This is a genomic window from Pseudomonas guariconensis, assembly GCF_900102675.1.
Taxonomy (GTDB): domain Bacteria; phylum Pseudomonadota; class Gammaproteobacteria; order Pseudomonadales; family Pseudomonadaceae; genus Aquipseudomonas; species Aquipseudomonas guariconensis.
Genome location: NZ_FMYX01000002.1, coordinates 484,386 through 507,107, shown reverse-complemented (window position 1 = coordinate 507,107; position 22,722 = coordinate 484,386). Strand labels below are relative to the sequence as shown.

Below are 22,722 nucleotides of genomic sequence, written 5' to 3'. Positions count from 1 at the left end.
ATGATCAAGGGCAACGCCCTCGGCGCGGCGCAAGTGTCGTCAGTTTGTCACAAGATTTTTCATGAAATCCGCCCATGAGCCTTGAGCGAAAGGGAGTGGAAGTGAACAATGTTCTCTTTCGTATTTACCGCGAGAGTGGCCATGATGTTCCCCTTCCGTCTGCTCGCCTGGCTGCCCGCCTTGTTGCTCGGCCCGATACTGGCGCTGAGCAGCACCCCGGCGCTGGCCGAATCCCCCGCCGAGGCTGCCAAGGCGTTGCACCTGCTCGACTACATCGGCGCCGACTACCCACCGACCGTGCACGACGGCAAGGTGGTGGATGCGGGTGAATACCGCGAGCAGCAGGAGTTCAGCGCCGTCCTGGCCGAAGTGCTCAAGGCCCTGCCGGACAATCCTGAGCGTAACGGGCTCGAACAGGGCGTGCAGGCACTGCGTCAAGCCATCGACCAACGCCAGGAGGGTGCAGTCGTCGCCAAGCAGGCCCGCCAGCTGGGCGCACGACTGGCGGTGGCTTATGAAGTCAGCCAGGCGCCGATCATCACCCCCGATCCGGCCCGTGGCGCCTCGCTGTACGCACAGAACTGCGCCATCTGCCACGGTGATACCGGTGCCGGCGATGGCCCGGCGGGCCTGGGGTTGGAGCCGCCGCCGGCCAACCTGCGCAGTGTCGCGCGCCTCGACCAGCTGAGCCTGTTCGACCTCTACAACACCCTGGCGCTGGGCATCGAAGGCACCGAGATGCCGTCGTTCGCCGACCAGCTCGATGAACGTCAGCGCTGGGATGTGGCCGCCTACGTGGCGAGCCTCACGGCCGACCCGCAGGCCGCCAAGGGCGACAAGACCTGGAACTTGGCCGACCTGGCGCGCCAGACCCCGGCCGAAGTCGCTGCCAGTGAAGGCGCCGAAGCCGTGCTCGCCTTCCGCGCCCAGCGTGCCCAGCCGCCGCAGGTCAAGCGTGGCCCTGCGCAGTTGCTCGAGTACACCGCCAGCACCCTGGACAAGAGCTTGGCCGCCTACCGCGAAGGCGACCATGACCAGGCTTATGACCTCTCGGTAGCGGCCTACCTCGAAGGCTTCGAGCTGGTCGAAAGCTCCCTGGATAACATCGACACCCTGGCACGCAAGGACACCGAGAAAGCCCTGATGGCCTATCGTCAATCGCTTCAGGACGGGCTGCCGGTCGCCCAGGCCGAGCAGCGCCTGGCCGAGGCCAAGGCCAAGCTCGACGGCGCCGCCAAGCTGCTGGGCGGCGATGGGCTGAGTTGGTCGCTGAGTTTCGTTTCCGGCCTGTTGATCCTGCTGCGTGAAGGGCTTGAGGCCATCCTGGTGCTGGCGGCGATCCTGGCCTTCTTGCGCAATACCGGCCAGCAATCGGCAGTGCGCAGCGTCAATCTCGGCTGGGGCCTGGCGCTGGTCGCAGGCTTCGCTACCTGGGCCCTGGCGGCCTACGTGATCGACGTCGGTGGTGCTCAGCGCGAGCTGCTCGAAGGCTGTACGGCGTTATTCGCCGCGGTGATGGTGCTGTGGCTGGGCGTGTGGATGCACGACCGTCGCCACGCTGCGGCCTGGCAGGACTACATCAAGAGCAGCCTGGTCAGCGGTGGTGGGCGCTTCGGCTTTGCGGTACTGGCGTTCTTCTCGGTGTACCGCGAGTTGTTCGAGGTGATCCTGTTCTATGAAACCCTGTGGCTGCAGGCCGGCCCAGCGGGCCACAACGCCGTGCTGGCCGGAGGGGCTACTGCGCTGGTGCTGCTGGTGGGCCTGGCCTGGGTGATCCTTCGTGGCTCGGCCAAACTGCCGTTGTCGCTGTTCTTCACGATCAATGCGGCCTTGCTGTGCGTCTTGTCGGTCGTGTTCGCCGGGCATGGCATCAAGGCGCTGCAGGAAGCTGGCGTGTTGGGCACGCGGCCCGTGGCGTTCTTCGAGTTCGACTGGCTGGGCATTCATGCCGATGCCTATTCGCTCGGCGCGCAGGCGCTGGCATTGCTGGCGATCATGTTCCTCTATGGGCGGTCACGCCTGGCCGAGAAGCGCCGGATCGCGGCGAGCTGAAAGCCGCTCCCGCAGGCATACTGTGAACCTGTGGGAGCGGCCTTGGGCCGCGATTGGAGGGGCAAGCCCTCCCCAACGATTTCGAGGAAACACCTGCAATGCGTGTATGGATCGATGCCGACGCCTGTCCCAAGGCGGCCAAGGACCTGATCGTCAAGTTCGCCCTCAAGCGCAAGTTCGAGGTGGTGCTGGTGGCCGGCCAGGCCCAGATCAAGCCGGCGTTTGCCTGTGTTCGGCTGATCGTGGTGCCCAGCGGCATGGACGCGGCCGATGACTATCTGGTGGAAAACGCCGTGCCGGGCGAGCTGGTGATCTGCAGCGACGTGCCGTTGGCCGATCGCCTGATCAAGAAGGGTGTGTCCGCCCTCGACCCGCGTGGGCGTGAGTTCGATGAGCGCAACATGGGCGAGCGCCTGGCGGTGCGCAACCTGTTCACCGAGCTACGCGAGCAAGGGCAGGTCGGGGGAGGGCAGGCGCCTTATGGCGAGCGGGAGAAGCAGGCATTCGCCAATGCCCTGGACCGGATTCTCACCCGGCTGTCGAAGGTGTGACGAACAGCCCCCAAGGGTTGGATGGGTATCCGACTGCTTGGGGGCGGAGCTGGTCAATCGTTCTCGTGGGTCAGCTCCAGCACTCGATCCACCAGCTTGTAGATACCGCTGGCCGCCTCGCTGATGGACGTGGCCAGCATGTAGGCGGGTGTGGTCACTAACTTGCGTTGGGTGTCCTCGACGATGTCGTGCACATCGCACTCCTCGTGGGTACCGCCCATCTTCACCACCGCCGCGCTGGTGTCGGCGTCGGTACCGATGGTGCAGACCACGCCCGGGCCGTAGATCTTCGCCGCCAGCGCCGGGGAAATGCAGATCAGACCCACCGGCTTACCCGCCTCGGCGAACGCTTCGGCCAGTGCCAGCACGTCCGGATTGACTGTGCAGTTGGCGCCCTCGACGGCAAAGTTGGACAGGTTCTTCGCCGCGCCGAAGCCACCCGGGACGATCAGTGCGTCGAAGTCCTCGGCCCTGGCTTCGCGGATGTCCTTGATCTGGCCGCGAGCGATGCGCGCCGACTCCACCAGCACGTTGCGCGATTCAGGCATGGGCTGGCCAGTGAGGTGATCGATCACATGCATCTGGGCGATGTTGGGCGCGAAGCACTGCACCTGGGCGCCGCGCTGATCGAGGCGCAGCAGCGTGATCACGCTTTCGTGGATCTCGGCGCCGTCGTAGACGCCACAGCCGGAAAGTATCACCGCAACTTTTTTCGTCATGCTCATTACTCCAGTGTCGAGGCGCTAAATGTCCTCTAGTTTGGCAGATGTCGCCATAGGGTTTCCCACGCACGAGGCCTAATCTTTGGGGATAACCCCGGAGATGCTTGTCCATGGACCTGATTCTGCTGGCCGTGCCGTTCTTTTTCGTGCTGATCGCCGTGGAGCTGATTGCCGACCGCGTGCGTGGTCAGCGCAACTACCGGCTGGCCGATGCGATCAACAGCCTGAGCACGGGCGTGCTGTCGACCAGCACCGGCCTGTTGACCAAAGGCGTGGGGCTGGTGAGCTACGCCCTGGCCTGGGAATATCTGGCCTTCTCGCGCCTGCCGGGGGACGCCTGGTGGACCTGGCTGCTGGCTTTCGTGCTGTACGACTTGTGCTACTACTGGCTGCACCGCCTGGGACATGAGCGCAATATTCTCTGGGCCGCCCATTCGGTGCATCACCAGAGCGAGGAGTACAACCTCACCACCGCCCTGCGCCAGACCAGCAGCGGCTTCATCTTCTCCTGGATCTTTTACCTGCCCCTGGCGCTGATCGGCGTGCCACCGCTGGTGTTCGTTACCGTGGCCTCGCTGAATCTGCTCTACCAGTTCTGGGTGCACACGCGGCACATCCCCAAGCTGGGCTGGCTCGAATGGGTGCTGATCACGCCGTCCAACCATCGCGTCCACCATGCGCAAAACCCTCTGTACTTGGATCGCAACTACGCAGGCGTGTTCATTCTCTGGGATCGGCTGTTCGGCACCTTCCAGGAAGAGGACCCTCGTGAACCGGTGGTGTTCGGCGTGACCACACCGCTGGCCAGCTGGAATCCGCTGTGGGCCAACCTGCAGTTCTATGCACAGCTCTGGGAGGATGCCAGGCGTACCCACTCGCTGCGGGACAAACTGCGTATTTGGTTCATGCCCACCGGCTGGCGTCCGGCTGACGTCGCGGCACGTTATCCACAGGCCAAGCCGGACCTGGCGCGGTTTCACAAGTTCGAGATTCCGTTGGGGCGAAGGTCACAGGTTTACGTCGTGGCGCAGTTTGCAGCCTACGTTGCCTTGGGCAGCTACCTCATGCAGGTGGCCGAACAGGTGCCCACGGCCGGCCTCGTGCTGGGCTGGACAGTCATGGCGTTTGGTTTGTTCGTGCTCGGCGCTGCACTCGAGAATCGGCCTTGGGCCAGGCGCCTGGAGCTGGCACGACTGACATCGAATGCACCGGCGCTGTACCTGGCCGGTGCCATGGGCTTAGGGCCGGTCACGCCCTTGGGGTGGCTCCTGCTCCTGGGATACAGCGTTGCCAGTCTCTGGGGTCTGACCCGCTGCGGCTGCCTTGCGCTCGGCGCGCAGGGTGCGGAACCGGCGGCGCAACCAGAGCAGGCCACCGAGCGCCAGCAGGCCGCCGAGCACCCATAGCTCGTACTTCTTCACATTGCCCAGCATGCCTTCGAGGATGGCGCCGAAGTGGTACGCCGCGGCGCCCAGGGCCAGGGCCCAGACCGCTGCGCCGATGCCGTTGAGCAACAGGTAGCGCCGGGGTGGGTAGCCGGACAGACCTATGGCCACGGGCATGACCGTGCGCAGGCCGTAGACGAAGCGAAAACTCAGGACCCAGATGTCCGGATGGCGGCGGATGTGGTCAAGTGCCCGGTCGCCCATGGCTTGCCAGCGTGGTTTGCGCGCGAGGATGGCCCGGCCGTGACGGCGGCCCATGAAGTACCACAACTGGTCGCCGGCATAGCTGCCGAAGAACGCTGTGAGCACCACCAGATTGATATCCATGTATCCGCGGAACGCAAGGAAGCCCGCAAGAACCAGGATGGTCTCGCCTTCAAAAAACGTGCCGAGAAAAAGGGCAAAGTAGCCGAAATCCTGCAGGAATTGTTGAAGCATTTTCTGGGGTGCTAGCGAAATGAACGCGCAGCCTACCCCTTCGCGCGCGTTCGGGAAAGTGTCCAAATGTGTCTCGACGTGAACAATTCCTACAGGAAAGGTCGCTTTGGCCTCTGGTCAAAGGGTTGCCCAATACTGTCATCCCAGCGTCATAATGGCGGCTTATAACTGTCGCGCCAGCCCGCGTGCGCGGGCCCAGGAGTCTGCCGTGAGCGTTGCCCCGTTCATCCTCCTTCCTCTTGCCACCAGGCTGCGCAGCGACCGTCGGGATGCGTTTTCCACCAGGATCCTCTCCCTCGATGTACCGCTGGAAGCTGCGCAGGACTGGTGCCGCTTCAAACGGGCAGGCGCCGATGGCATCCTGACCTCTTTTCGCTGCCCGCGCCGCTCAATTGTCGAGAGGGCAGTCACGCCCTCCAGGAACGTCAGATGAACAATGAAGTGCTAACACCTGTCGCGATCAAGGATGCCCAGGCGGTTCCCGAAGAAATGGTGCAGACCCCGCCGGATCTGCCACCAGCAGCCGAGCCTGCGGCCGAAGCTGTCGCGCCTGCGCCCGCGCCTGCCATCGCCATTCCGAGCCTGGACGACAGCAGCCTGTACATTCATCGCGAGCTTTCGCAGCTGCAGTTCAACATTCGGGTGCTCGAGCAAGCGCTGGACGAATCCTACCCGCTGCTCGAGCGCCTGAAATTCCTGTTGATCTTCTCCAGCAACCTGGACGAGTTCTTCGAGATCCGCGTGGCGGGCCTGAAGAAGCAGATCACCTTCGCCCGCGAGCAAGCCGGTGCCGACGGCCTGCAGCCGCACCAGGCGCTGGCGCGCATCAGCGAGCTGGTCCATGGCGAGGTCGAACGCCAGTACGCGATCCTCAACGACGTGCTGCTGCCGGAGCTGGAGAAACACCAGATCCGCTTCATTCGCCGCCGGCACTGGACGACCAAGCTCAAGACCTGGGTACGTCGCTACTTCCGTGACGAAATCGCGCCGATCATCACCCCGATCGGCCTGGACCCGACCCACCCCTTCCCGCTGCTGGTCAACAAAAGCCTGAACTTCATCGTCGAGCTCGAAGGTGTCGATGCCTTCGGCCGCGATTCGGGTCTGGCCATCATCCCGGCACCGCGCCTGTTGCCGCGGGTGATTCGTGTGCCGGAAGACGTCGGTGGCGCCGGGGACAACTTCGTGTTCCTGTCCTCGATGATCCACGCCCACGCCGATGACCTGTTCCAAGGCATGAAGGTCAAGGGCTGCTACCAGTTCCGCCTGACCCGTAACGCTGACCTTGCGCTGGATTCCGAGGATGTCGAAGACCTGGCGCGGGCTCTGCGTGGCGAACTCTTCTCGCGCCGCTACGGGGACGCTGTGCGCCTGGAAGTGGCCGACAATTGCCCTAAACACCTGTCGGACTACCTGCTCAAGCAGTTCAGCCTGAGCGAGAGCGAGCTGTACCAGGTCAATGGCCCGGTCAACCTGACCCGGCTGTTCAGCATCACCGGCCTGGACAGCCACCCTGAGCTGCAATACACCCCATTCACCCCGGCGATTCCGAAGATCCTGCAAAACGCCGACAACATCTTCAGCGTGATCGGCAAGCAGGACGTGCTGCTGATGCACCCGTTCGAGTCCTTCACCCCGGTGGTCGACCTGCTGCGCCAGGCCGCCAAGGATCCGCACGTGCTCGCCGTGCGCCAGACCCTGTACCGCAGCGGCGCCAACTCCGAGATCGTCGACGCCCTGGTGGATGCGGCGCGCAACGGCAAGGAGGTCACGGCGGTGATCGAGCTGCGTGCGCGCTTCGACGAAGAGTCCAACCTACAGATGGCCAGCCGTCTGCAGGCTGCGGGTGCGGTGGTGATCTATGGCGTGGTCGGCTTCAAGACCCACGCCAAGATGATGTTGATCCTGCGTCGTGAACAGGGCGAGATCGTGCGCTATGCCCACTTGGGCACGGGCAACTACCACGCCGGTAATGCGCGCCTCTACACCGACTACAGCCTGCTCACGTCCGACGATGCGCTGACCGAGGACGTCGGCAAGCTGTTCAGTCAGCTGATCGGCATGGGCAAGACCCTGCGTATGAAGAAGCTGCTGCACGCGCCGTTCACCCTGAAAAAGGGCATGCTGGACATGATTGCCCGGGAAACCCAGTTCGCACTGGAAGGCAAGCCTGCGCACATCATCGCCAAGTTCAACTCGCTGACCGATGCCAAGGTCATCAAAGCCTTGTACAAGGCCAGTCAGTCGGGCGTGCGCATCGATCTGGTGGTCCGCGGTATGTGCTGCCTGCGCCCAGGGATTCCGGGGGTTTCACACAATATCCAGGTGCGCTCGATCATCGGTCGCTTCCTGGAGCACACGCGGGTGTTCTACTTCCTCAATGGCGGCGAGGAGCAGATGTTCCTGTCCAGCGCCGATTGGATGGAGCGCAACCTCGACAAGCGCGTCGAGACCTGCTTCCCGGTGGAAGGTAAAAAGCTGGTGCTGCGGGTCAAGAAGGAGCTCGAGGGTTACCTCACCGACAATACCCACGCATGGATCCTGCAGCCGGACGGCCGCTACGTGCGCAGCACGCCGACCGGCAACCAGAACCCGCGCAATGCCCAGGCCACCCTGCTCGAGCGCCTGAGCAATCCGGTTCTCAACGTACGCTGAGGATGAAGTTGACCCGGGCCAGCCACTGCGCCTCGTTGGCGAAGTCGGCCTGGGTCAGCTGGTTTTCTTCCAGCCAGCCCTGCGGGAATACCACTTCCAGGTTGTCCTCGCCTGCCTTGAGCTCCACCTTCGGCATCTGCTGTGTACCGCGGATGTGGTGGAACAGGATGGCGAAGCGCAGCAGCACGCACAGACGGATCAACTGCACGCCTTCATCGCCGAACTCCGCGAACTTGTCCTTGGGAATGTTACGGCGGTGGCCACGAACCAGCAGGGCCAGCATCTGCTGGTCCTCGCGGGAGAAACCAGCCAGATCGGAGTGTTCGATCAGGTAGGCGCCATGCTTGTGGTAGTGGTAATGGGCGATATCCAACCCGACTTCGTGCACTTTGGCCGCCCAGCTCAGCAGGTCCCGCCAGTTGCCTTCTTCCAGGCCCCAGGCCTTGGCCACTTGGTCGAACGCATGCAGCGCCTTGCGTTCGACACGTGCCGCTTGGCCTTGGTCGACGTGGTAGCGCTCCATCAGCGAATTCAGGGTGCGCTCACGAACGTCCTCGTGATGGTGACGGCCTAGCAGGTCGTACAGTACGCCTTCGCGCAGGGCGCCGTCACAATGGTCCATGCGTTGCAGTTCGAGGGCGTCGAAGATCGCCTCGAGAATCGCCAGGCCTGCCGGGAAGATCGCGCGACGATCCGGCTTGACGCCTTCGAAATCGATTTTGTCGACCTCGCCGAGCTTGAACAATTTGCGCTTGAGCGCCGCCAGGCCTTCGGCGTTGACCTCGCCACTGCCCATGCCGTTGGCCTTGATCGCCGCGCCAATGGCACGGATGGTGCCAGACGAGCCGATGGCTTCGTCCCAAGTCAGGCGATGCAGGGCGTTCTCGATGCTCATCAACTCCAGGCGTGCGGCGGTATAAGCCTGGGCGTAGCGTGCGGGGGTGATCTTGCCGTCGCGGAAATATCGTTGGGTGAAGCTGACGCAGCCCATCTGCAGGCTCTCGCGCAGCAGCGGCTCGAAGCGCTGGCCGATGATGAACTCGGTGCTGCCGCCGCCGATGTCGGCGACCAGGCGCTTGCCCGGGGTATCGGCCAGCGTGTGGGAGACGCCCAGGTAGATCAGGCGCGCTTCCTCGCGGCCGGAGATGACCTCGACCGGATGGCCGAGGATGGCTTCGGCGCGCAGGATGAATTCGTTGCGGTTTCGTGCTTCGCGCAGGGCGTTGGTGCCGACGATGCGAACGGCGCCCTGGGGCATGCCGTTGATCAGTTGCGAGAAGCGCTTGAGGCATTCGAGGCCGCGCTGCATGGCTTCTTCGCTCAACTGACGCTCTTCACTGATGCCGGCGGCCAGCTGCACTTTTTCCCCGAGCCGCTCGAGAATGCGGATTTCACTGTGGTGGGCCTTGGCCACGACCATGTGGAAACTGTTGGAGCCAAGGTCGATGGCGGCGATCAGAGACAGGTTCTTCGCGGTGGTATGCGGCATGATCTCGATGTTCTCGGTCGATAACCCGCCAATCCTGCCATGATCCATGGCTTGCGCCAACGCATGACAATTGTCGGGATTGATGCAGGGCAATGTGCCACTCGATGCTATGACAGTGATGTGACAGTTTCGATTCGTGGCGTCTTGCACAACTATAGTTACACTCAATCGTGCGCGACTTCCTGTAGGACGTAGGTGCAGCTATGATGGGCAACGTTTTTTATTGCTTACGACCTTGGAGATTTCCATGAGCGACAAAATCAAACACGTCACCGACGCCAGCTTCGAAGCCGACGTACTGCAGGCTCAAGGCCCGGTGCTGGTCGACTACTGGGCTGAATGGTGCGGCCCATGCAAGATGATCGCTCCGGTCCTGGACGACATCGCGGCTACCTACGAAGGCAAGCTGACCGTCGCCAAGCTGAATATCGACGAAAACCAGGAAACCCCTGCCAAGCATGGCGTGCGTGGTATCCCGACCCTGATGCTGTTCAAGAACGGCAACGTCGAAGCGACCAAGGTTGGCGCCCTGTCCAAGTCCCAGCTGGCCGCGTTCCTCGACGCCCACCTGTGATGTGAAAAGCCCCGCACATGCGGGGCTTTTTTCTGGGCCCAAGCGCTTGTGAGTGCAGGATTGCCCGCGAATTCGAGGGTGAAGCCACGGCTGCCTTCACAGGTAAATCGGTTCCCACGAGGCACGATTTACCCAGTCAAAACCCCTAGACGTCGAAAAAAGCAAGTGTTACATTCGGCCTCGCACTGTTTCTCCAGTGCCCTCTGCACGCCGTCGCCGAAGCATCCCTAATTCGAATCAGTACGCGATCCTGTCGCCATCTAGCGGCGCGGCCTCATTAAGCCAACGCTTAATTCTCCCTTCTTACATGATTACGTCACTCCCCTTATGAACCTGACTGAACTCAAGCAAAAGCCGATTACCGATCTTTTGGAAATGGCCGAACAGATGGGCATCGAAAACATGGCCCGTTCGCGCAAACAGGACGTGATTTTCGCCCTGCTGAAGAAGCATGCGAAAAGCGGCGAAGAGATCTCGGGTGACGGCGTGCTGGAGATTCTCCAGGATGGTTTCGGTTTCCTGCGTTCGGCGGATGCCTCCTACCTGGCCGGCCCTGACGATATCTACGTCTCGCCCAGCCAGATCCGTCGCTTCAACCTGCGCACTGGTGACACCATCGTCGGCAAGATCCGTCCGCCGAAGGAAGGGGAGCGTTACTTCGCCCTGCTGAAAGTCGACACCATCAACTTCGACCGCCCGGAAAACGCGAAGAACAAGATCCTGTTCGAGAACCTGACGCCGCTGTTCCCGAACGAGCGCCTGAAGATGGAAGCCGGCAACGGCTCTACCGAAGACCTCACTGGCCGTGTCATCGACCTGTGCGCACCGATCGGTAAAGGCCAGCGTGGCCTGATCGTCGCTCCGCCGAAAGCGGGCAAGACCATCATGCTGCAGAACATCGCGGCCAATATCACCCGCAACAACCCCGAGTGCCACCTGATCGTCCTGCTGATCGACGAGCGCCCGGAAGAAGTGACCGAGATGCAGCGCACCGTACGCGGCGAAGTGGTCGCCTCGACCTTCGACGAGCCGCCGACCCGTCACGTGCAGGTTGCCGAGATGGTCATCGAGAAGGCCAAGCGCCTGGTCGAGCACAAGAAAGACGTGGTCATCCTGCTCGACTCCATCACCCGTCTGGCCCGTGCCTACAACACCGTCATTCCGAGCTCCGGCAAGGTCCTGACCGGTGGTGTCGACGCCCACGCCCTGGAAAAGCCAAAGCGCTTCTTCGGTGCGGCGCGTAACATCGAGGAAGGTGGTTCGCTGACCATCATCGCCACCGCGCTGGTCGAAACCGGCTCGAAGATGGACGAAGTGATCTACGAAGAGTTCAAGGGCACCGGCAACATGGAGCTGCCGCTGGACCGTCGCATTGCCGAGAAGCGCGTGTTCCCGGCCATCAACATCAACAAGTCCGGTACCCGCCGCGAAGAGCTGCTGACCGCCGACGACGAACTGCAGCGCATGTGGATCCTGCGCAAGCTGCTGCACCCGATGGATGAAGTTGCCGCCATCGAATTCTTGGTCGACAAGCTCAAGCAGACCAAGACCAACGACGAGTTCTTCCTGTCGATGAAGCGCAAGTAAGCGCTGTAGATCAGGATGTAATTGGGGCCGCCTCGTGCCCCTTCGCGGGTAAATCCGCTTCCACAGGTTTCGTGCGATTCTGGTGGAAGCAGGTTTACATGCGAAGGGCTGCGAAGCGGCCCCAAGTCATTTTTGCCCCCAACAAAGCCTTGAACGGCGCTACACTCTGCAACCCCGATCGATACGGCCAACACGAGGCTTCTGCATGCAGTATCGCGACTTGCGCGACTTCATCCGTGGCCTGGAACAGCGCGGTGAACTCAAGCGCATCCAGGTTCCGATCTCCCCCATCCTGGAAATGACCGAAGTCTGCGACCGCACCCTGCGCGCCAAGGGCCCGGCGCTGCTGTTCGAAAAGCCCACCGGCTTCGACATGCCTGTGCTGGGTAACCTGTTCGGTACGCCGGAGCGCGTGGCCATGGGCATGGGCGCCGAGTCGGTCGATGAGCTGCGTGAAATCGGTAAGCTGCTGGCCTTCCTCAAGGAGCCCGAGCCGCCGAAAGGGCTCAAGGACGCCTGGTCCAAGCTGCCGATCTTCAAGAAAGTCGTGTCCATGGCGCCGAAGGTCATCAAGGACGCGGTGTGCCAAGAAGTCGTGGTCGAGGGCGAGGACGTCGACCTCACCCAGCTTCCGATCCAGCACTGCTGGCCGGGCGATGTGGCGCCACTGATCACTTGGGGCCTGACCGTCACCCGCGGCCCCAACAAGGATCGCCAGAATCTCGGTATCTACCGCCAGCAGCTGATCGGCCGCAACAAGGTCATCATGCGTTGGCTGAGCCACCGTGGCGGTGCGCTGGACTACCGTGAATGGTGCGAGAAGCACCCCGGGCAGCCATTCCCCGTGGCCGTTGCCTTGGGGGCGGATCCGGCGACCATCCTCGGTGCCGTGACCCCCGTGCCGGACACGCTCTCCGAATACGCCTTCGCAGGCCTGTTGCGCGGCAATCGCACCGAGCTGGTCAAATGCCGTGGCAGCGACCTGCAGGTGCCGGCCACTGCCGAGATCATTCTCGAAGGGGTGATCCACCCAGGTGAAATGGCCCCGGAAGGGCCGTATGGCGACCACACCGGTTACTACAACGAGGTGGACAGCTTCCCGGTCTTCACCGTCGAGCGCATCACCCACCGGCAAAAGCCGATCTACCACAGCACCTACACTGGCCGTCCGCCGGATGAGCCGGCGATCCTGGGCGTGGCGCTGAACGAAGTGTTCGTGCCGATCCTGCAGAAGCAGTTCCCGGAGATCGTCGATTTCTATCTGCCGCCGGAAGGTTGCTCGTACCGGATGGCGGTGGTGACCATGAAAAAGCAGTATCCAGGGCACGCCAAGCGCGTGATGCTGGGTGTGTGGTCGTTCCTGCGACAGTTCATGTACACCAAGTTCGTTATTGTCACCGACGATGACATCAACGCCCGTGACTGGAACGACGTGATCTGGGCCATCACCACGCGCATGGACCCCAAGCGTGATACGGTGATGATCGACAACACGCCGATCGACTACCTCGACTTCGCGTCGCCGGTATCGGGCCTGGGGTCGAAGATGGGCCTGGATGCCACGCACAAGTGGCCGGGCGAGACTACACGCGAATGGGGGCGTGCCATCGTCAAGGACGAGGCCGTCACCCGCCGTATCGATGAGCTGTGGGATCAGTTGGGAATAGATTGATGCAGGTAACGTTGCAGCCGTCCGGAGCGGTACTGGCCGTCGAGCCCGGAGAACGGATTCTGGATGCGGCCCGGCGTCTGGGTTATGACTGCCCCAACAGCTGCCGCAACGGCAATTGCCACGTTTGCGCCGCGCTGCTGGTAGAAGGGCGGGTGCGCCAAGAAGGTGAAGTTCGCGATCATGGCGAGCTGTTCACCTGCATCGCCGAGCCGCTGGAGGACTGCGTGGTGCTCTGGGATGGTGTGCTGGCCCTGGGTGAGTTGCCGGTGCGCAAGCTGGCCTGCACCTTGAGTGAGTGCGTCGAGGTTGGTGGCGACGTCTGGCGCGTGCGCCTGCGCGCCCCCGCCGGCAAGGCGCCGCGCTATCACGCCGGACAATATCTGATGATCGAACGTGAGGGAGCCGACAAGGCGGCCTTCTCCCTGGCATCGGCCCCCCATGGCGGTCGTGACCTGGAGCTGCATGTGCTGGCGCGTGAAAACAGCGCCCGGCAACTGATTAGCCAGTTGCAGCGCGACGGCGTGGCACGCATCGAGCTGCCGTTTGGCGACGCGCACCTGGCCGAATTGCCGGACGGGCCGCTGGTATTGATCGCCGCCGGTACCGGCATGGGCCAGATGCACAGTCTGATCGAGCATTGCCGCGCCCAAGGCTTCAAGCATCCGGTTCACCTGTATTGGGGCGTGCGTCGACCCGAGGACTTCTACCAGATCGAGCATTGGTCCGAATGGGAGCAGTTGCCGAATCTTTTCCTGCACAAGGTGGTGAGTGATCTGTGCGGTTGGGAAGGACGCTGTGGGCTGTTGCATGAAGCGGTCTGCGAAGATATCGCTGACTTGAATCAGGTGCATGTCTATGCCAGCGGTTCGCCCACCATGGTCTACGCGACTCTGGATGCGTTGGTCGAGGCCGGTATGGATGCGCATCGCATGCGCGCCGATGTTTTCGCCTACGCACCGCGGGCCTGAAACAGCACACGGCACACCGCAAAGGTGTGCCGTTTTTAATAACCGAAGTGTGCCATTCGTATTATAAGGCGCTCATTGTTGCCGCCGCGGTTAATAACTTTCACTATACTCGGAACAATACCTGTCTGTTATCCGCAAAGGCAGATGAATACTGGGCTCACGCAATACTTTTGACTTGAGTTCCGGACACTTTCTGCCGTACGGTAATTCCAGCGAGGCGTCACGGCTTTTACAGTGACAGCCTTCGGTAGTTTACGGGGAATAATGGCGGCAGCATGATGTCGACACTTGAAAGTTCGTCGTGGCAGGTGACTTATCCTCCTTCGCTGGATTTCGGTCAGCAGTTGACCGAAGAGCAGTTGCATCACTCCATGAAACTGACCATGTCGCGTCACGAAGGTGGACCGGTGTGGTTGTTCGCCTATGGTTCGCTGATCTGGCGGCCGGAATGCAATTCGGTCGAGCGCCAGCGGGCGCGCGTGCATGGGTACCACAGGGGCCTGTATCTATGGTCCCACGAGCATCGTGGCACGCCCGATTGCCCGGGGCTCGTGTTCGGCCTGGACCGTGGTGGCTCGTGCAGCGGTTTTGCCTATCGCCTGGACGAGAACAACCTGGATGACTCGCTGATGGCCCTGTGGCAACGCGAGATGCCGTACCCGGCGTACCGGCCGCACTGGCTCAACTGCCGGTTGAGCGACGGCAGCAAGGTGCAGGCCCTGGGTTTTGTGCTGGAGCGGCATCTGCCGTGCTATGCCGGCAATCTGCCGGACGCGTTGCTCAGTCAGATTCTGGCCAGTGCCAAAGGGCGCTATGGCAGTACCCGGGACTATGTCGAACAGACGCTCAACGCCTTGCGCAGCCACCAGATGCCCGATCGCAATTTGGAAGCGCGGTTTCGCAGGTGCCATAACCTGCGCGAGGTGTAAGAAACGCCCGTTCCCCATCAAGTGCTTGCGACTCTCGGGGGGCTTGCCGTCCGTGGGCAGGCCTCGCCCAGCCCCCTATTTGGTCAGCACCACCAACTTGCCCACAGCCTTGCGCTGCGCCAATCGCTCGATGGCTGCACCGGCTTCTGCCAGCGCATAGGTCTGCGACACCAGCGGTTTGAGCTTGCCCTCGGCATGCCAGACGAACAACTGGCGGAAGTTGGCTGCGTTGTCCTCGGGCTGGCGCTGGGCGAAAGCGCCCCAGAACACGCCCAGCACTGCGGCGCCCTTGAGCAATGCCAGGTTCACGGGTAACTGGGGGATGGTCCCGCTGGCAAAGCCCACCACCAGTAGTCGACCGTTCCAGGCCAGACCGCGTACGGCCTGCTCGAACAGTTCGCCACCCACCGGGTCGTAGACCACATCGACGCCCTGGCCCCCGGTCAGGCGCTTGATTTCATCCTTCAGGCTGGCCTGGCTGTAGTCGATCAGCTCATCGGCTCCGGCAGCCTTGGCGACGGCGAGCTTCTCGGCGCTGCTGGCTGCGGCGATCACCCGGGCGCCCATGGCTTTGCCGATCTCCACGGCGGCCAAGCCCACGCCGCCGGATGCACCGAGCACCAATAGGGTTTCGCCGGCCTTGAGCTGGCCGCGCTGGCGCAGAGCATGCATCGAGGTGCCATAAGTCATGCCGAACGCTGCAGCGGTGGCGAAGTCCATCGACGCGGGAATCGGCAGCACGTTATAGAAGGGCACGGCGACCTGCTCGGCGAAGCTGCCCCAGCCGGTCAGTGCCATGACCCGGTCGCCGACCGCGAAGGCGCCGGCCTTATCCCCGACCGCCGCTACCACGCCGGCCGCTTCACCCCCAGGGGAGAACGGCAGCGGTGGCTGGAACTGGTACTTGCCCTCGATGATCAAGGTATCGGGAAAGTTGACGCCGGCGGCATGAACCTCCAGCAGAAGCTCGTTCTTCTTCGGTACCGGGCTTGCCACCTCCTCCAGCACCAGGTTTTGCGCAGGGCCGAGGGTTTTGCACAACACTGCTTTCATCGGGGCTATTCCTTTGCGTGCGTTGGCCGATAAGTGTAGGAGGGGCACAGGACGGGTCAACGAGCATGCCCCGCCCTGATGGGGCGGCATAAGCCCGGGCTTGGGTTTGAGCGATGTGCTGGGTAAGCTGGCGCCAACTGTATTGAGGAGCGAATTCGTGAAAGCGTGGATCTTGATGATGCTGGCCTTGTTGTTGCCAGCGGCGGCCCTGGCCGAGGAAGCCAAGGAAGGAGAGCCCAAGGTGGCCTACATCAGCCTAAGTCCACCTTTCGTCGGCAACTATGCCCTCGACGGCAGCCCCAAGCTGCGTGTGTACAAGGCCGACGTTGCCCTGCGCGTGACTGGTGATGCCGCGGCCACCGCGGTCAAGCACCATGAACCGCTGATTCGCAACCAGCTGGTGGCACTGTTCACCCAGCAGGGTGTGGACAACATGAGCAATGTCGAGGCCAAGGAAAAGCTGCGCCAGGAAGCGCTCAAGCAGGTTCAGCAGGTGATGGAAGCCGAGGAAGGCAAGCCGATCGTCGAGGACTTGTTGTTCAACAACCTGATCGTGCAATAAACGCGCTTTTCACGGGTGGACCCGTTCCCGCAAGGCTTACCGTCGGGCCTGCGGGGCCGGGTTTACCAGTGTGTCAGGTCGTCAGCGCCAAAATCGCTGCCCACTGTTCGGCCGTGACCGGCATTACCGACAAGCGGCTGCCTTTTTGCACCAACGGCAGTTCGTCGAGGGCGGCCTGCTGCTTGAGCAGCCCGAGGCCCAGCACCTGGCGAAAGGTCTTCACATGGGCAACGTCCACGGCGCTCCAGGGGTTCTTCTCGGCAGTGGCCTTGGCATCGTAGTAATGGCTCTCGGGGTCCAGCGCGGTCGGGTCGGGATAGGCCGAGGCAGTGATGCGCGCGATACCGGCAATGCCCGGCTGTGGGCAGCTGGAGTGGTAAAAGAAGAATTCGTCGCCCACGCTCATGGCGCGCAGGAAATTACGGGCCTGATAGTTGCGCACCCCGTCCCAGCGCGCCTGTCCGAGACCTGCCAGGGCTTCGATGGAGAGCTCGTCTGGCTCGGATTTCATCAGCCAATAGGCCATGGGTGAGGCTCCTGAAAAAGTTTGAAATAACCTGACGCATTTAACCGACAGTCGGTTGGCGTCAACGTTTGCGTGTCGACTCAGGTTGTCGGAAAATGCGCCGATTTTAAGCTTGACGCTCCGGCAGCACCAAGAAGGTTGCCGAGCCTGACTGTTTGCCTAGGGGGGCAATCATCAATGAACCAACGCAAACCGGACCTGCTCTGGATCCTGGTCTTTATCTTTGGCCTGGGTGTCGTCACCACCGGTTATGCGCAGAGTTTCCTTGAGCGCAAGGTGGACGCCGCCTACCAGATGCCGGTAGATCCAGCCCAGCCGCAGCGCTGATCTGTCCGCAGGCGCCGTTCAAGCCGGCGCCAGGTACCAGCCTCGGTCCGAGACCGTTCCCTTGAGCGGAACATCCCAACTGGCCTGAGCTAGCCGCTCCACTTTCTGGCACTCATGGGCCAGCCCCAGCAGCAGCGGTTTCTTCCACATCTTGCGGCGCGCCTGGTAAGCCAGGCTGCGGTCATAGAAGCCGCCTCCCATGCCCAGGCGCCCCCCCACCTCGTCGAATCCCACCAATGGCAGCAGGATCAGGTCCAATGACCAGATCGGCCGTTGGCGCTTGCGTTCGACCACAGGTTCAGGAATGCGGAAGCGGTTGGGGCGCAGCTTTTCGCCGTGCTCGAAACGCTGGAAAACCATGCGCGTGCGCGGCCAGGCATGCAGTACCGGCAGGTAGACACGCTTGCCGCGTCGTTGGGCCTCGCGCAGCAACAGGCGCGGATCGATCTCGCCATCGTTGGGCAGATACAGGGCGATGTGCCGGGCGCGGCGGAACAACGGATGCTGGGCCAGCTGGCGGTACAGGCCGAGGGAGGCTTGGCGTTGTTGGGCGGGCGTCAGTGCGCGGCGGGCATTGCGAAGCAGACGGCGCAATTGGGGGCGGGTGAGCGGCGCGGTGTCGGTCATGGCACAGGCGTTCCCAGATGTGCCGGACGCCGTGGCGACCGGACGATTTGCCCGCCAGGGCAGGCGGGCAAGAAAGAATTCAGGCTCCCCGACAAGACCGCTATCGGTGTAGCCCTTGAACCCGAAAGTTCAAGGTGGAGATTGCAGGGGGCGTTAAGGCTTTCCGTCGGGCGGACATGCACACCGGCCCCAGCGTGCAACCCCCGTGGTTGTGCGTATCGGCTCAGGGACATAACCGACTGGCGCATCCCCCAGGGAGTGGCGCCAGTATACCAAGCTCAGCCGATTTTGGTATCCGCGTCGTCGGACAGCGCCTGGTCGACCCGCTCGAGCAGGTCGCGCACTTGCTCGCGTGTGGTGCCGCTGGCGGCAACATCCGGACGCTCCTGACGGTGCAGCAGTTCGTGGGTGATGTTCAGGGCTGCCATGACCGCGATGCGGTCCGCACCGATCACCTTGCCGCTGCTGCGGATCTCGCGCATCTTGCCATCCAGGTAGCGGGCGGCGCTGACCAGGTTGTTGCGCTCTTCCGGCGGGCAGATGATCGAGTATTCCTTGTCGAGGATCTGGACGGTGACGCTATTGCTTGAACTCATGAGTCTTGCTCCAGGGCCTTGAGGCGTAAAATCATCGACTCGACCTTTCGCCTTGCGATCTCGTTCTTTTCGATGAGGTGGGCGCGCTCCTCGCGCCAGGATTTTTCCTGCGCTAGTAGGAGTGCATTTTGCCGTTTTAGTTGCTCGACTCGCTCGATCAGCAACTCGAATCGGCTCATCAGCGCTTGCAAGTCGTTCTCTGGCATGGGTTGCACTCGATTCGCTCCCTCGTTGACTGCCTGGCGATCATGCCTCTTCCGGGGGCGGTACAGCCAGTGCGGATGGTCTTGGCGCGCCTGCCGGTGCTAGGATACAAGGTCTTCATTCTAGTCATTGCGCCGCCTGGCGCCTAGCTGCCCATGCCCAATACCCAATCGCCCTACACTGCCTTCGCCACGCTGCTCTCCAGCAATGGCCATCCTGTCTCCCCCGCCGAACTGCACGGCCTGCTGATCGGTCGCAGCTGCGCCGGCGCAGGCTTCGATGCCGATTCCTGGCTGGCCGACGCCGCCGGTGCGCTGGAGAACGAGCCGGTGGATGCCGTGCGCGCCGCCTTGCTTGGTCTGCAGGAAATGGTCAAGGCCGAGCTCACTGGCGAAGACATTGCCATCGTCCTGCTGCTGCCGGGCGACGATGCGCCGCTGACCGAGCGTGCCACTGCCCTGGGCCAATGGTGCCAGGGCTTCATCACAGGCTTCGGGCTCAACGCCGGCGGCAAGGACCTCTCCGACGAAGCCAAGGAAGTCCTACAGGACTTGGTGGCCATTTCCCAGGTTCAGGACGCCCTCGAAGAGTCCGAGGACGGTGAGAGCGACTACATGGAAGTCATGGAGTACCTGCGCGTCGCCCCGTTGTTGCTGTACACCGAGCTGGCCAAACCCGCTGCGCCCGCGCCCAAGCCATCGCTGCACTGATACCCCGGGGGTCCTGCCCATGAGCCATATTCCGAAGGCCGAATATGCCCGTCGGCGCAAGGCGCTGATGGCGCAGATGGTCCCCAACAGCATCGCCATCCTGCCGGCGGCCGCGGTTGCCATCCGCAATCGCGACGTCGAGCACGTTTACCGGCAGGACAGCGACTTCCAGTACCTGAGTGGCTTCCCTGAGCCCGAGGCGGTCATCGCGCTGATTCCTGGCCGTGAGCATGGCGAGTACGTGCTGTTCTGCCGCGAGCGCAACCCTGAGCGTGAGCTGTGGGATGGCCTGCGTGCCGGCCAGGAAGGCGCGATCCGCGACTTTGGCGCCGACGACGCCTTCCCCATTACCGATATCGACGAGATCCTGCCCGGCCTGATAGAAGGCCGCGACCGGGTCTATACCGCCATGGGCAGCAATCCCGAGTTCGACCGCCGGTTGATGGAGTGGATCAACGTGATTCGCTCCAAGGCGCGGCTCGGCGCCCAGCCTCCGAACGAATTCGTTGCCCTGGATCACCTGCTGCACGACATGCGCCTGTATAAATCGGCGGCAGAGGTGAAGGTGATGCGCACCGCCGCGAAGATTTCCGCGCAGGCTCACGTGCGGGCCATGCAGGCGTGCCGGGCCGGGTTGCACGAATACAGCCTGGAAGCAGAACTGGATTACGTATTCCGCAAGGGCGGCGCGAAAATGCCGGCCTATGGTTCGATCGTCGCGGCCGGACGCAACGCCTGCATCCTGCACTACCAGCAGAACGACGCCCCACTCAAGGATGGCGACCTGGTGCTGATCGATGCCGGCTGTGAAATCGACTGCTACGCCAGCGACATCACCCGGACCTTCCCGGTCAGCGGGCGTTTTTCGCCGGAGCAGAAAGCCATCTACGAACTGGTGCTCAAGGCCCAGGCCGCCGCGTTCGCCGAGATCGCGCCGGGCAAGCACTGGAACCACGCCCATGAGGCGACCGTGCGGGTTATCACCGAGGGGCTGGTGGAGTTGGGGCTGCTCAAAGGTGACGTGCAAGCGCTGATCGACAGCGAGGCCCATCGTGCGTTCTACATGCATCGCGCCGGTCACTGGCTGGGCATGGATGTGCACGATGTGGGCGATTACAAGGTGGGCGGGCAGTGGCGCGTGCTCGAGCCGGGCATGGCGCTGACCGTCGAGCCCGGTATCTACATTGCCGCCGACAACCAGAACGTCGCGAAGAAATGGCGCGGCATCGGCGTAAGGATCGAGGACGATGTGGTGGTGACCAAGCAGGGCTGTGAAATTCTGACCTCCGACGTACCGCGCACGGTTGCCGAGATCGAAGCGTTGATGGCCGCCGCCCGTAAGGACGCGGCATGAACCGGGTCAACCTGGCGATCATCGGTGGCGGCCTGGTCGGGGCCAGCCTAGCCCTGGCCTTGCAGGCCGGCGCCAAGGCGCGCGGTTGGAAGATTCTGCTGATCGAGCCGTTCGCCCCGGGTCACAGCTTCCAGCCCAGCTACGATGCCCGCTCCTCGGCGTTGTCCTACGGCACCCGGCAAATCTATGAGCACTTGGGCCTGTGGCAGCTGATCAGCCAACGCGCCGAGCCAATTAGCCAGATCCAGGTGTCCGACCGAGGTCGCTTCGGCGCCACCCGCCTGGATGCGATCGAGGAAGGCGTGCCGGCGCTGGGCTATGTGGTGGAGAACGCCTGGCTTGGCCAATGCCTGTGGCAGAGCCTTGATGCCGATGTGGTGAGCTGGCGTTGTCCGGCCGAGGTCAAGGCCATGCAGGCTGTCGCCGGCGGCTACCGCTTGCTGCTGGACGACGACACCAGCCTTGAGTGCGACCTCGCGGTACTCGCCGACGGTGGCCGCTCGGGCTTGCGCGAACAACTGGGCATCCATGTCCGGCGTACCCCCTATGAACAAAGCGCACTGATCGCCAACATCACCCCGGGCGAAGCCCATCGCGGGCAGGCCTTCGAACGGTTCACCGAGCAGGGCCCGATGGCCTTGCTGCCGCTGCCGGAAAACCGCTGTGCGCTCGTCTGGACCCGCCAAGGGATGGACGCCCAGCGCCTGGCCGAGATCGACGAACGCAGCTTCCTGCGTGAACTGCAAGATGTATTCGGCTACCGCCTGGGCGCCCTGCGTCAGGTAGGGGTGCGCCATCTGTATCCGCTCGCCTTGATCGAAGCCCAGGAGCAGGTGCGTCCACATCTGGTGGTGCTGGGCAACGCGGCCCACAGCCTGCACCCGATCGCAGGGCAGGGCTTCAACCTGTCGCTGCGTGACGTGCAGTCGCTGGCCGAAGCCCTGCTGGCCGGCCCGCAGCCGCTGGGCGACCTTGCCACGTTGCAGGCCTACCATCAGCGTCAGCAACTGGACCAGGCCATGACCATCGGTTTTTCCGACCAGGTCACCCGCTTGTTCGGCAGCAGCCAGCCTTTGCTGGCCGCCGGTCGCAACCTTGGGTTGCTCGGCCTGGACCTGCTGCCGCCGGCCAAGCGCTGGTTCGCCCGACAGGCCATGGGCCTGGGTACCCGTCCCGACCCGCGAGGCCGTGCATGAGCGATTCGCGCAGGCTCGCCCGAAAGGCCCGCATGTTGCGGTGGCTGCTCAACCTCTACCCACCCTATCTGGGCGCCGGTATCCGCGTGCAGCACATCAGTCCCGACATGCGCAGCATCAGGGTGCGCATGAAGCTGACCCGTTGGAACCGCAACTACGTCGGCACCCAGTTCGGTGGCAGCCTCTATTCGATGGTCGATCCTTTCTACATGTTGTTGTTGATCGAGCGACTCGGGCGTGAATACATCGTCTGGGACAAGGCCGCCACCATCGATTTCATCGCACCCGGCAAAGGCCCGGTATTCGCCGAATTCCATGTCGATGACGCGTTGCTGGAGGACATTCGCCAGCAGACCGCCAGCGGCAAGAAGTACCTGCCTCGTTTGCAGGTCGATATCCGCGACGGTGCAGGCGAACTGGTTGCGCGGGTCGATAAAACCCTTTATGTGCGGCTCAAGCCGCAAGCGAGGCAGGCGTAAGGCATG

At 62.8% G+C, this 22,722-nt stretch carries 23 protein-coding genes, 1 other RNA gene and 1 pseudogene; 16 read left to right on the top strand and 9 right to left on the bottom strand.

The annotated features are described in order from the left end of the window. Window positions 1–108 precede the first annotated feature (108 nt). Both BLS27_RS05195 and BLS27_RS05190 read left to right on the top strand, forming a co-directional pair. On the top strand, window positions 109–2,052 hold the full coding sequence (locus tag BLS27_RS05195; RefSeq protein ID WP_090343489.1) for a cytochrome c/FTR1 family iron permease: 1,944 nt from the start codon (window positions 109–111) through the stop codon (window positions 2,050–2,052). 98 nt (window positions 2,053–2,150) lie between these two features. Further along, window positions 2,151–2,603, top strand: coding sequence for a YaiI/YqxD family protein (locus BLS27_RS05190; RefSeq protein WP_070571798.1), 453 nt, complete (start codon window positions 2,151–2,153; stop codon window positions 2,601–2,603). A 53-nt stretch (window positions 2,604–2,656) separates the two neighbouring features. Here the strand turns inward: BLS27_RS05190 and elbB are convergent, their stop codons facing one another. Further along, window positions 2,657–3,322, bottom strand: coding sequence for an isoprenoid biosynthesis glyoxalase ElbB (elbB, locus tag BLS27_RS05185; protein ID WP_043212126.1), 666 nt, complete (start codon window positions 3,320–3,322; stop codon window positions 2,657–2,659). 113 nt (window positions 3,323–3,435) lie between these two features. On the opposite strand from elbB, the pseudogene BLS27_RS23955 reads away from it, so the two are divergent. Further along, a pseudogene (locus BLS27_RS23955) lies at window positions 3,436–4,062 on the top strand (sterol desaturase family protein); the annotation flags it as partial. Window positions 4,063–4,563: 501 nt separating this feature from the next. On the opposite strand, the gene BLS27_RS05175 reads toward BLS27_RS23955, so the two are convergent. Beyond that, window positions 4,564–5,208 carry a DedA family protein gene (locus BLS27_RS05175; protein ID WP_167358062.1) on the bottom strand — a complete coding sequence of 215 codons (645 nt, stop codon included), beginning with the start codon at window positions 5,206–5,208 and terminating at the stop codon, window positions 4,564–4,566. A gap of 208 nt (window positions 5,209–5,416) precedes the next feature. Here BLS27_RS05175 and BLS27_RS05170 point away from each other — a divergent pair, with 208 nt between their 5' ends. Both BLS27_RS05170 and ppk1 read left to right on the top strand, forming a co-directional pair. After that, window positions 5,417–5,641: a hypothetical protein gene (locus tag BLS27_RS05170; RefSeq protein WP_043212130.1), complete on the top strand. Its 225-nt coding sequence runs from the start codon at window positions 5,417–5,419 to the stop codon at window positions 5,639–5,641. Then, window positions 5,638–7,863, top strand: a complete 2,226-nt coding sequence (ppk1, locus tag BLS27_RS05165) for a polyphosphate kinase 1 (protein WP_090343486.1) — start codon at window positions 5,638–5,640, stop codon at window positions 7,861–7,863. The genes BLS27_RS05170 and ppk1 overlap by 4 nt, the downstream gene beginning before the upstream one ends. On the opposite strand, the gene ppx is transcribed toward ppk1, so the two are convergent. Continuing rightward, on the bottom strand, window positions 7,850–9,352 hold the full coding sequence (gene ppx / locus BLS27_RS05160) for an exopolyphosphatase (protein ID WP_043212175.1): 1,503 nt from the start codon (window positions 9,350–9,352) through the stop codon (window positions 7,850–7,852). The genes ppk1 and ppx overlap by 14 nt on opposite strands. Window positions 9,353–9,599: 247 nt before the next feature. Here ppx and trxA point away from each other — a divergent pair, with 247 nt between their 5' ends. The 5 genes from trxA to BLS27_RS05135 all read left to right on the top strand — a co-directional run bounded on the left by trxA (window position 9,600) and on the right by BLS27_RS05135 (window position 15,082). Continuing rightward, window positions 9,600–9,926 carry a thioredoxin TrxA gene (gene trxA / locus BLS27_RS05155; RefSeq protein ID WP_012274768.1) on the top strand — a complete coding sequence of 109 codons (327 nt, stop codon included), beginning with the start codon at window positions 9,600–9,602 and terminating at the stop codon, window positions 9,924–9,926. 327 nt (window positions 9,927–10,253) lie between these two features. Further along, the gene (gene rho, locus BLS27_RS05150; RefSeq protein WP_043212134.1) at window positions 10,254–11,513 is read left to right on the top strand and encodes a transcription termination factor Rho; all 1,260 of its coding nucleotides are present in this window, start codon (window positions 10,254–10,256) and stop codon (window positions 11,511–11,513) included. 205 nt (window positions 11,514–11,718) lie between these two features. Beyond that, a complete protein-coding gene (gene ubiD / locus BLS27_RS05145) occupies window positions 11,719–13,185 on the top strand; it encodes a 4-hydroxy-3-polyprenylbenzoate decarboxylase (protein WP_090343483.1) in 1,467 nt (488 codons plus the stop codon). Next, entirely contained in the window at window positions 13,185–14,153 is a 969-nt protein-coding gene (locus BLS27_RS05140; RefSeq protein ID WP_043212136.1) for a CDP-6-deoxy-delta-3,4-glucoseen reductase, read from the top strand. Before ubiD ends, BLS27_RS05140 begins: the two co-directional genes overlap by 1 nt. A 278-nt stretch (window positions 14,154–14,431) precedes the next feature. Beyond that, window positions 14,432–15,082 (top strand): gamma-glutamylcyclotransferase, encoded by a 651-nt coding sequence (locus BLS27_RS05135; protein ID WP_043212177.1) that lies wholly within the window; start codon window positions 14,432–14,434, stop codon window positions 15,080–15,082. Between the two features lie 75 nt (window positions 15,083–15,157). Here the strand turns inward: BLS27_RS05135 and BLS27_RS05130 are convergent, their stop codons facing one another. After that, window positions 15,158–16,135 (bottom strand): NADPH:quinone oxidoreductase family protein, encoded by a 978-nt coding sequence (locus tag BLS27_RS05130; protein WP_090343480.1) that lies wholly within the window; start codon window positions 16,133–16,135, stop codon window positions 15,158–15,160. A 157-nt stretch (window positions 16,136–16,292) separates the two neighbouring features. On the opposite strand from BLS27_RS05130, the gene BLS27_RS05125 reads away from it, so the two are divergent. Next, entirely contained in the window at window positions 16,293–16,697 is a 405-nt protein-coding gene (locus tag BLS27_RS05125) for a flagellar basal body-associated protein FliL (protein ID WP_043212140.1), read from the top strand. Between the two features lie 73 nt (window positions 16,698–16,770). On the opposite strand, the gene BLS27_RS05120 is transcribed toward BLS27_RS05125, so the two are convergent. After that, window positions 16,771–17,223, bottom strand: coding sequence for an EVE domain-containing protein (locus BLS27_RS05120; protein WP_043212142.1), 453 nt, complete (start codon window positions 17,221–17,223; stop codon window positions 16,771–16,773). 177 nt (window positions 17,224–17,400) lie between these two features. Between BLS27_RS05120 and BLS27_RS23775 the strand changes: the two genes are divergently transcribed. Beyond that, complete coding sequence (locus BLS27_RS23775) at window positions 17,401–17,550, top strand: hypothetical protein (protein WP_167358061.1); 150 nt, start codon at window positions 17,401–17,403, stop codon at window positions 17,548–17,550. Window positions 17,551–17,568: 18 nt separating this feature from the next. Here the strand turns inward: BLS27_RS23775 and BLS27_RS05115 are convergent, their stop codons facing one another. From BLS27_RS05115 to BLS27_RS05100, 4 genes are all read right to left on the bottom strand, one after another. Next, entirely contained in the window at window positions 17,569–18,177 is a 609-nt protein-coding gene (locus tag BLS27_RS05115; protein ID WP_090343479.1) for a 5-formyltetrahydrofolate cyclo-ligase, read from the bottom strand. A gap of 81 nt (window positions 18,178–18,258) precedes the next feature. Continuing rightward, window positions 18,259–18,438: non-coding RNA, 6S RNA (ssrS, locus tag BLS27_RS05110), on the bottom strand. Between the two features lie 17 nt (window positions 18,439–18,455). Next, window positions 18,456–18,773, bottom strand: coding sequence for a cell division protein ZapA (locus tag BLS27_RS05105; RefSeq protein ID WP_043212146.1), 318 nt, complete (start codon window positions 18,771–18,773; stop codon window positions 18,456–18,458). Further along, on the bottom strand, window positions 18,770–18,979 hold the full coding sequence (locus BLS27_RS05100) for a TIGR02449 family protein (RefSeq protein WP_043212148.1): 210 nt from the start codon (window positions 18,977–18,979) through the stop codon (window positions 18,770–18,772). Before BLS27_RS05100 ends, BLS27_RS05105 begins: the two co-directional genes overlap by 4 nt. A 153-nt stretch (window positions 18,980–19,132) precedes the next feature. On the opposite strand from BLS27_RS05100, the gene BLS27_RS05095 reads away from it, so the two are divergent. From BLS27_RS05095 to BLS27_RS05080, 4 genes are read left to right on the top strand one after another with little or no spacing between them, the layout of a single operon-like run. After that, window positions 19,133–19,687 (top strand): YecA/YgfB family protein, encoded by a 555-nt coding sequence (locus BLS27_RS05095; protein ID WP_043212150.1) that lies wholly within the window; start codon window positions 19,133–19,135, stop codon window positions 19,685–19,687. A gap of 19 nt (window positions 19,688–19,706) precedes the next feature. Beyond that, the gene (gene pepP / locus BLS27_RS05090) at window positions 19,707–21,041 is read left to right on the top strand and encodes a Xaa-Pro aminopeptidase (protein WP_043212152.1); all 1,335 of its coding nucleotides are present in this window, start codon (window positions 19,707–19,709) and stop codon (window positions 21,039–21,041) included. Further along, window positions 21,038–22,237 (top strand): 2-octaprenyl-6-methoxyphenyl hydroxylase, encoded by a 1,200-nt coding sequence (gene ubiH / locus BLS27_RS05085; RefSeq protein ID WP_090343476.1) that lies wholly within the window; start codon window positions 21,038–21,040, stop codon window positions 22,235–22,237. Before pepP ends, ubiH begins: the two co-directional genes overlap by 4 nt. After that, window positions 22,234–22,716, top strand: a complete 483-nt coding sequence (locus BLS27_RS05080; RefSeq protein WP_043212156.1) for a DUF4442 domain-containing protein — start codon at window positions 22,234–22,236, stop codon at window positions 22,714–22,716. Before ubiH ends, BLS27_RS05080 begins: the two co-directional genes overlap by 4 nt. Window positions 22,717–22,722: the final 6 nt, after the last annotated feature.

What these genes read in the sequence shown, in the direction of transcription:
- BLS27_RS05195 (WP_090343489.1), top strand. Translation starts at nt 109, where the DNA reads ATGTTCTCTTTCGTATTTACCGCGAGAGTGGCCATGATGTTCCCCTTC.
- BLS27_RS05190 (WP_070571798.1), top strand. Translation starts at nt 2,151, where the DNA reads ATGCGTGTATGGATCGATGCCGACGCCTGTCCCAAGGCGGCCAAGGAC.
- elbB (WP_043212126.1), bottom strand. Translation starts at nt 3,322, where the DNA reads ATGACGAAAAAAGTTGCGGTGATACTTTCCGGCTGTGGCGTCTACGAC.
- BLS27_RS05175 (WP_167358062.1), bottom strand. Translation starts at nt 5,208, where the DNA reads ATGCTTCAACAATTCCTGCAGGATTTCGGCTACTTTGCCCTTTTTCTC.
- ppk1 (WP_090343486.1), top strand. Translation starts at nt 5,638, where the DNA reads ATGAACAATGAAGTGCTAACACCTGTCGCGATCAAGGATGCCCAGGCG.
- ppx (WP_043212175.1), bottom strand. Translation starts at nt 9,352, where the DNA reads ATGCCGCATACCACCGCGAAGAACCTGTCTCTGATCGCCGCCATCGAC.
- trxA (WP_012274768.1), top strand. Translation starts at nt 9,600, where the DNA reads ATGAGCGACAAAATCAAACACGTCACCGACGCCAGCTTCGAAGCCGAC.
- rho (WP_043212134.1), top strand. Translation starts at nt 10,254, where the DNA reads ATGAACCTGACTGAACTCAAGCAAAAGCCGATTACCGATCTTTTGGAA.
- ubiD (WP_090343483.1), top strand. Translation starts at nt 11,719, where the DNA reads ATGCAGTATCGCGACTTGCGCGACTTCATCCGTGGCCTGGAACAGCGC.
- BLS27_RS05140 (WP_043212136.1), top strand. Translation starts at nt 13,185, where the DNA reads ATGCAGGTAACGTTGCAGCCGTCCGGAGCGGTACTGGCCGTCGAGCCC.
- BLS27_RS05135 (WP_043212177.1), top strand. Translation starts at nt 14,432, where the DNA reads ATGTCGACACTTGAAAGTTCGTCGTGGCAGGTGACTTATCCTCCTTCG.
- BLS27_RS05130 (WP_090343480.1), bottom strand. Translation starts at nt 16,135, where the DNA reads ATGAAAGCAGTGTTGTGCAAAACCCTCGGCCCTGCGCAAAACCTGGTG.
- BLS27_RS05120 (WP_043212142.1), bottom strand. Translation starts at nt 17,223, where the DNA reads ATGGCCTATTGGCTGATGAAATCCGAGCCAGACGAGCTCTCCATCGAA.
- BLS27_RS23775 (WP_167358061.1), top strand. Translation starts at nt 17,401, where the DNA reads ATGAACCAACGCAAACCGGACCTGCTCTGGATCCTGGTCTTTATCTTT.
- BLS27_RS05115 (WP_090343479.1), bottom strand. Translation starts at nt 18,177, where the DNA reads ATGACCGACACCGCGCCGCTCACCCGCCCCCAATTGCGCCGTCTGCTT.
- BLS27_RS05105 (WP_043212146.1), bottom strand. Translation starts at nt 18,773, where the DNA reads ATGAGTTCAAGCAATAGCGTCACCGTCCAGATCCTCGACAAGGAATAC.
- BLS27_RS05100 (WP_043212148.1), bottom strand. Translation starts at nt 18,979, where the DNA reads ATGCCAGAGAACGACTTGCAAGCGCTGATGAGCCGATTCGAGTTGCTG.
- BLS27_RS05095 (WP_043212150.1), top strand. Translation starts at nt 19,133, where the DNA reads ATGCCCAATACCCAATCGCCCTACACTGCCTTCGCCACGCTGCTCTCC.
- pepP (WP_043212152.1), top strand. Translation starts at nt 19,707, where the DNA reads ATGAGCCATATTCCGAAGGCCGAATATGCCCGTCGGCGCAAGGCGCTG.
- ubiH (WP_090343476.1), top strand. Translation starts at nt 21,038, where the DNA reads ATGAACCGGGTCAACCTGGCGATCATCGGTGGCGGCCTGGTCGGGGCC.
- BLS27_RS05080 (WP_043212156.1), top strand. Translation starts at nt 22,234, where the DNA reads ATGAGCGATTCGCGCAGGCTCGCCCGAAAGGCCCGCATGTTGCGGTGG.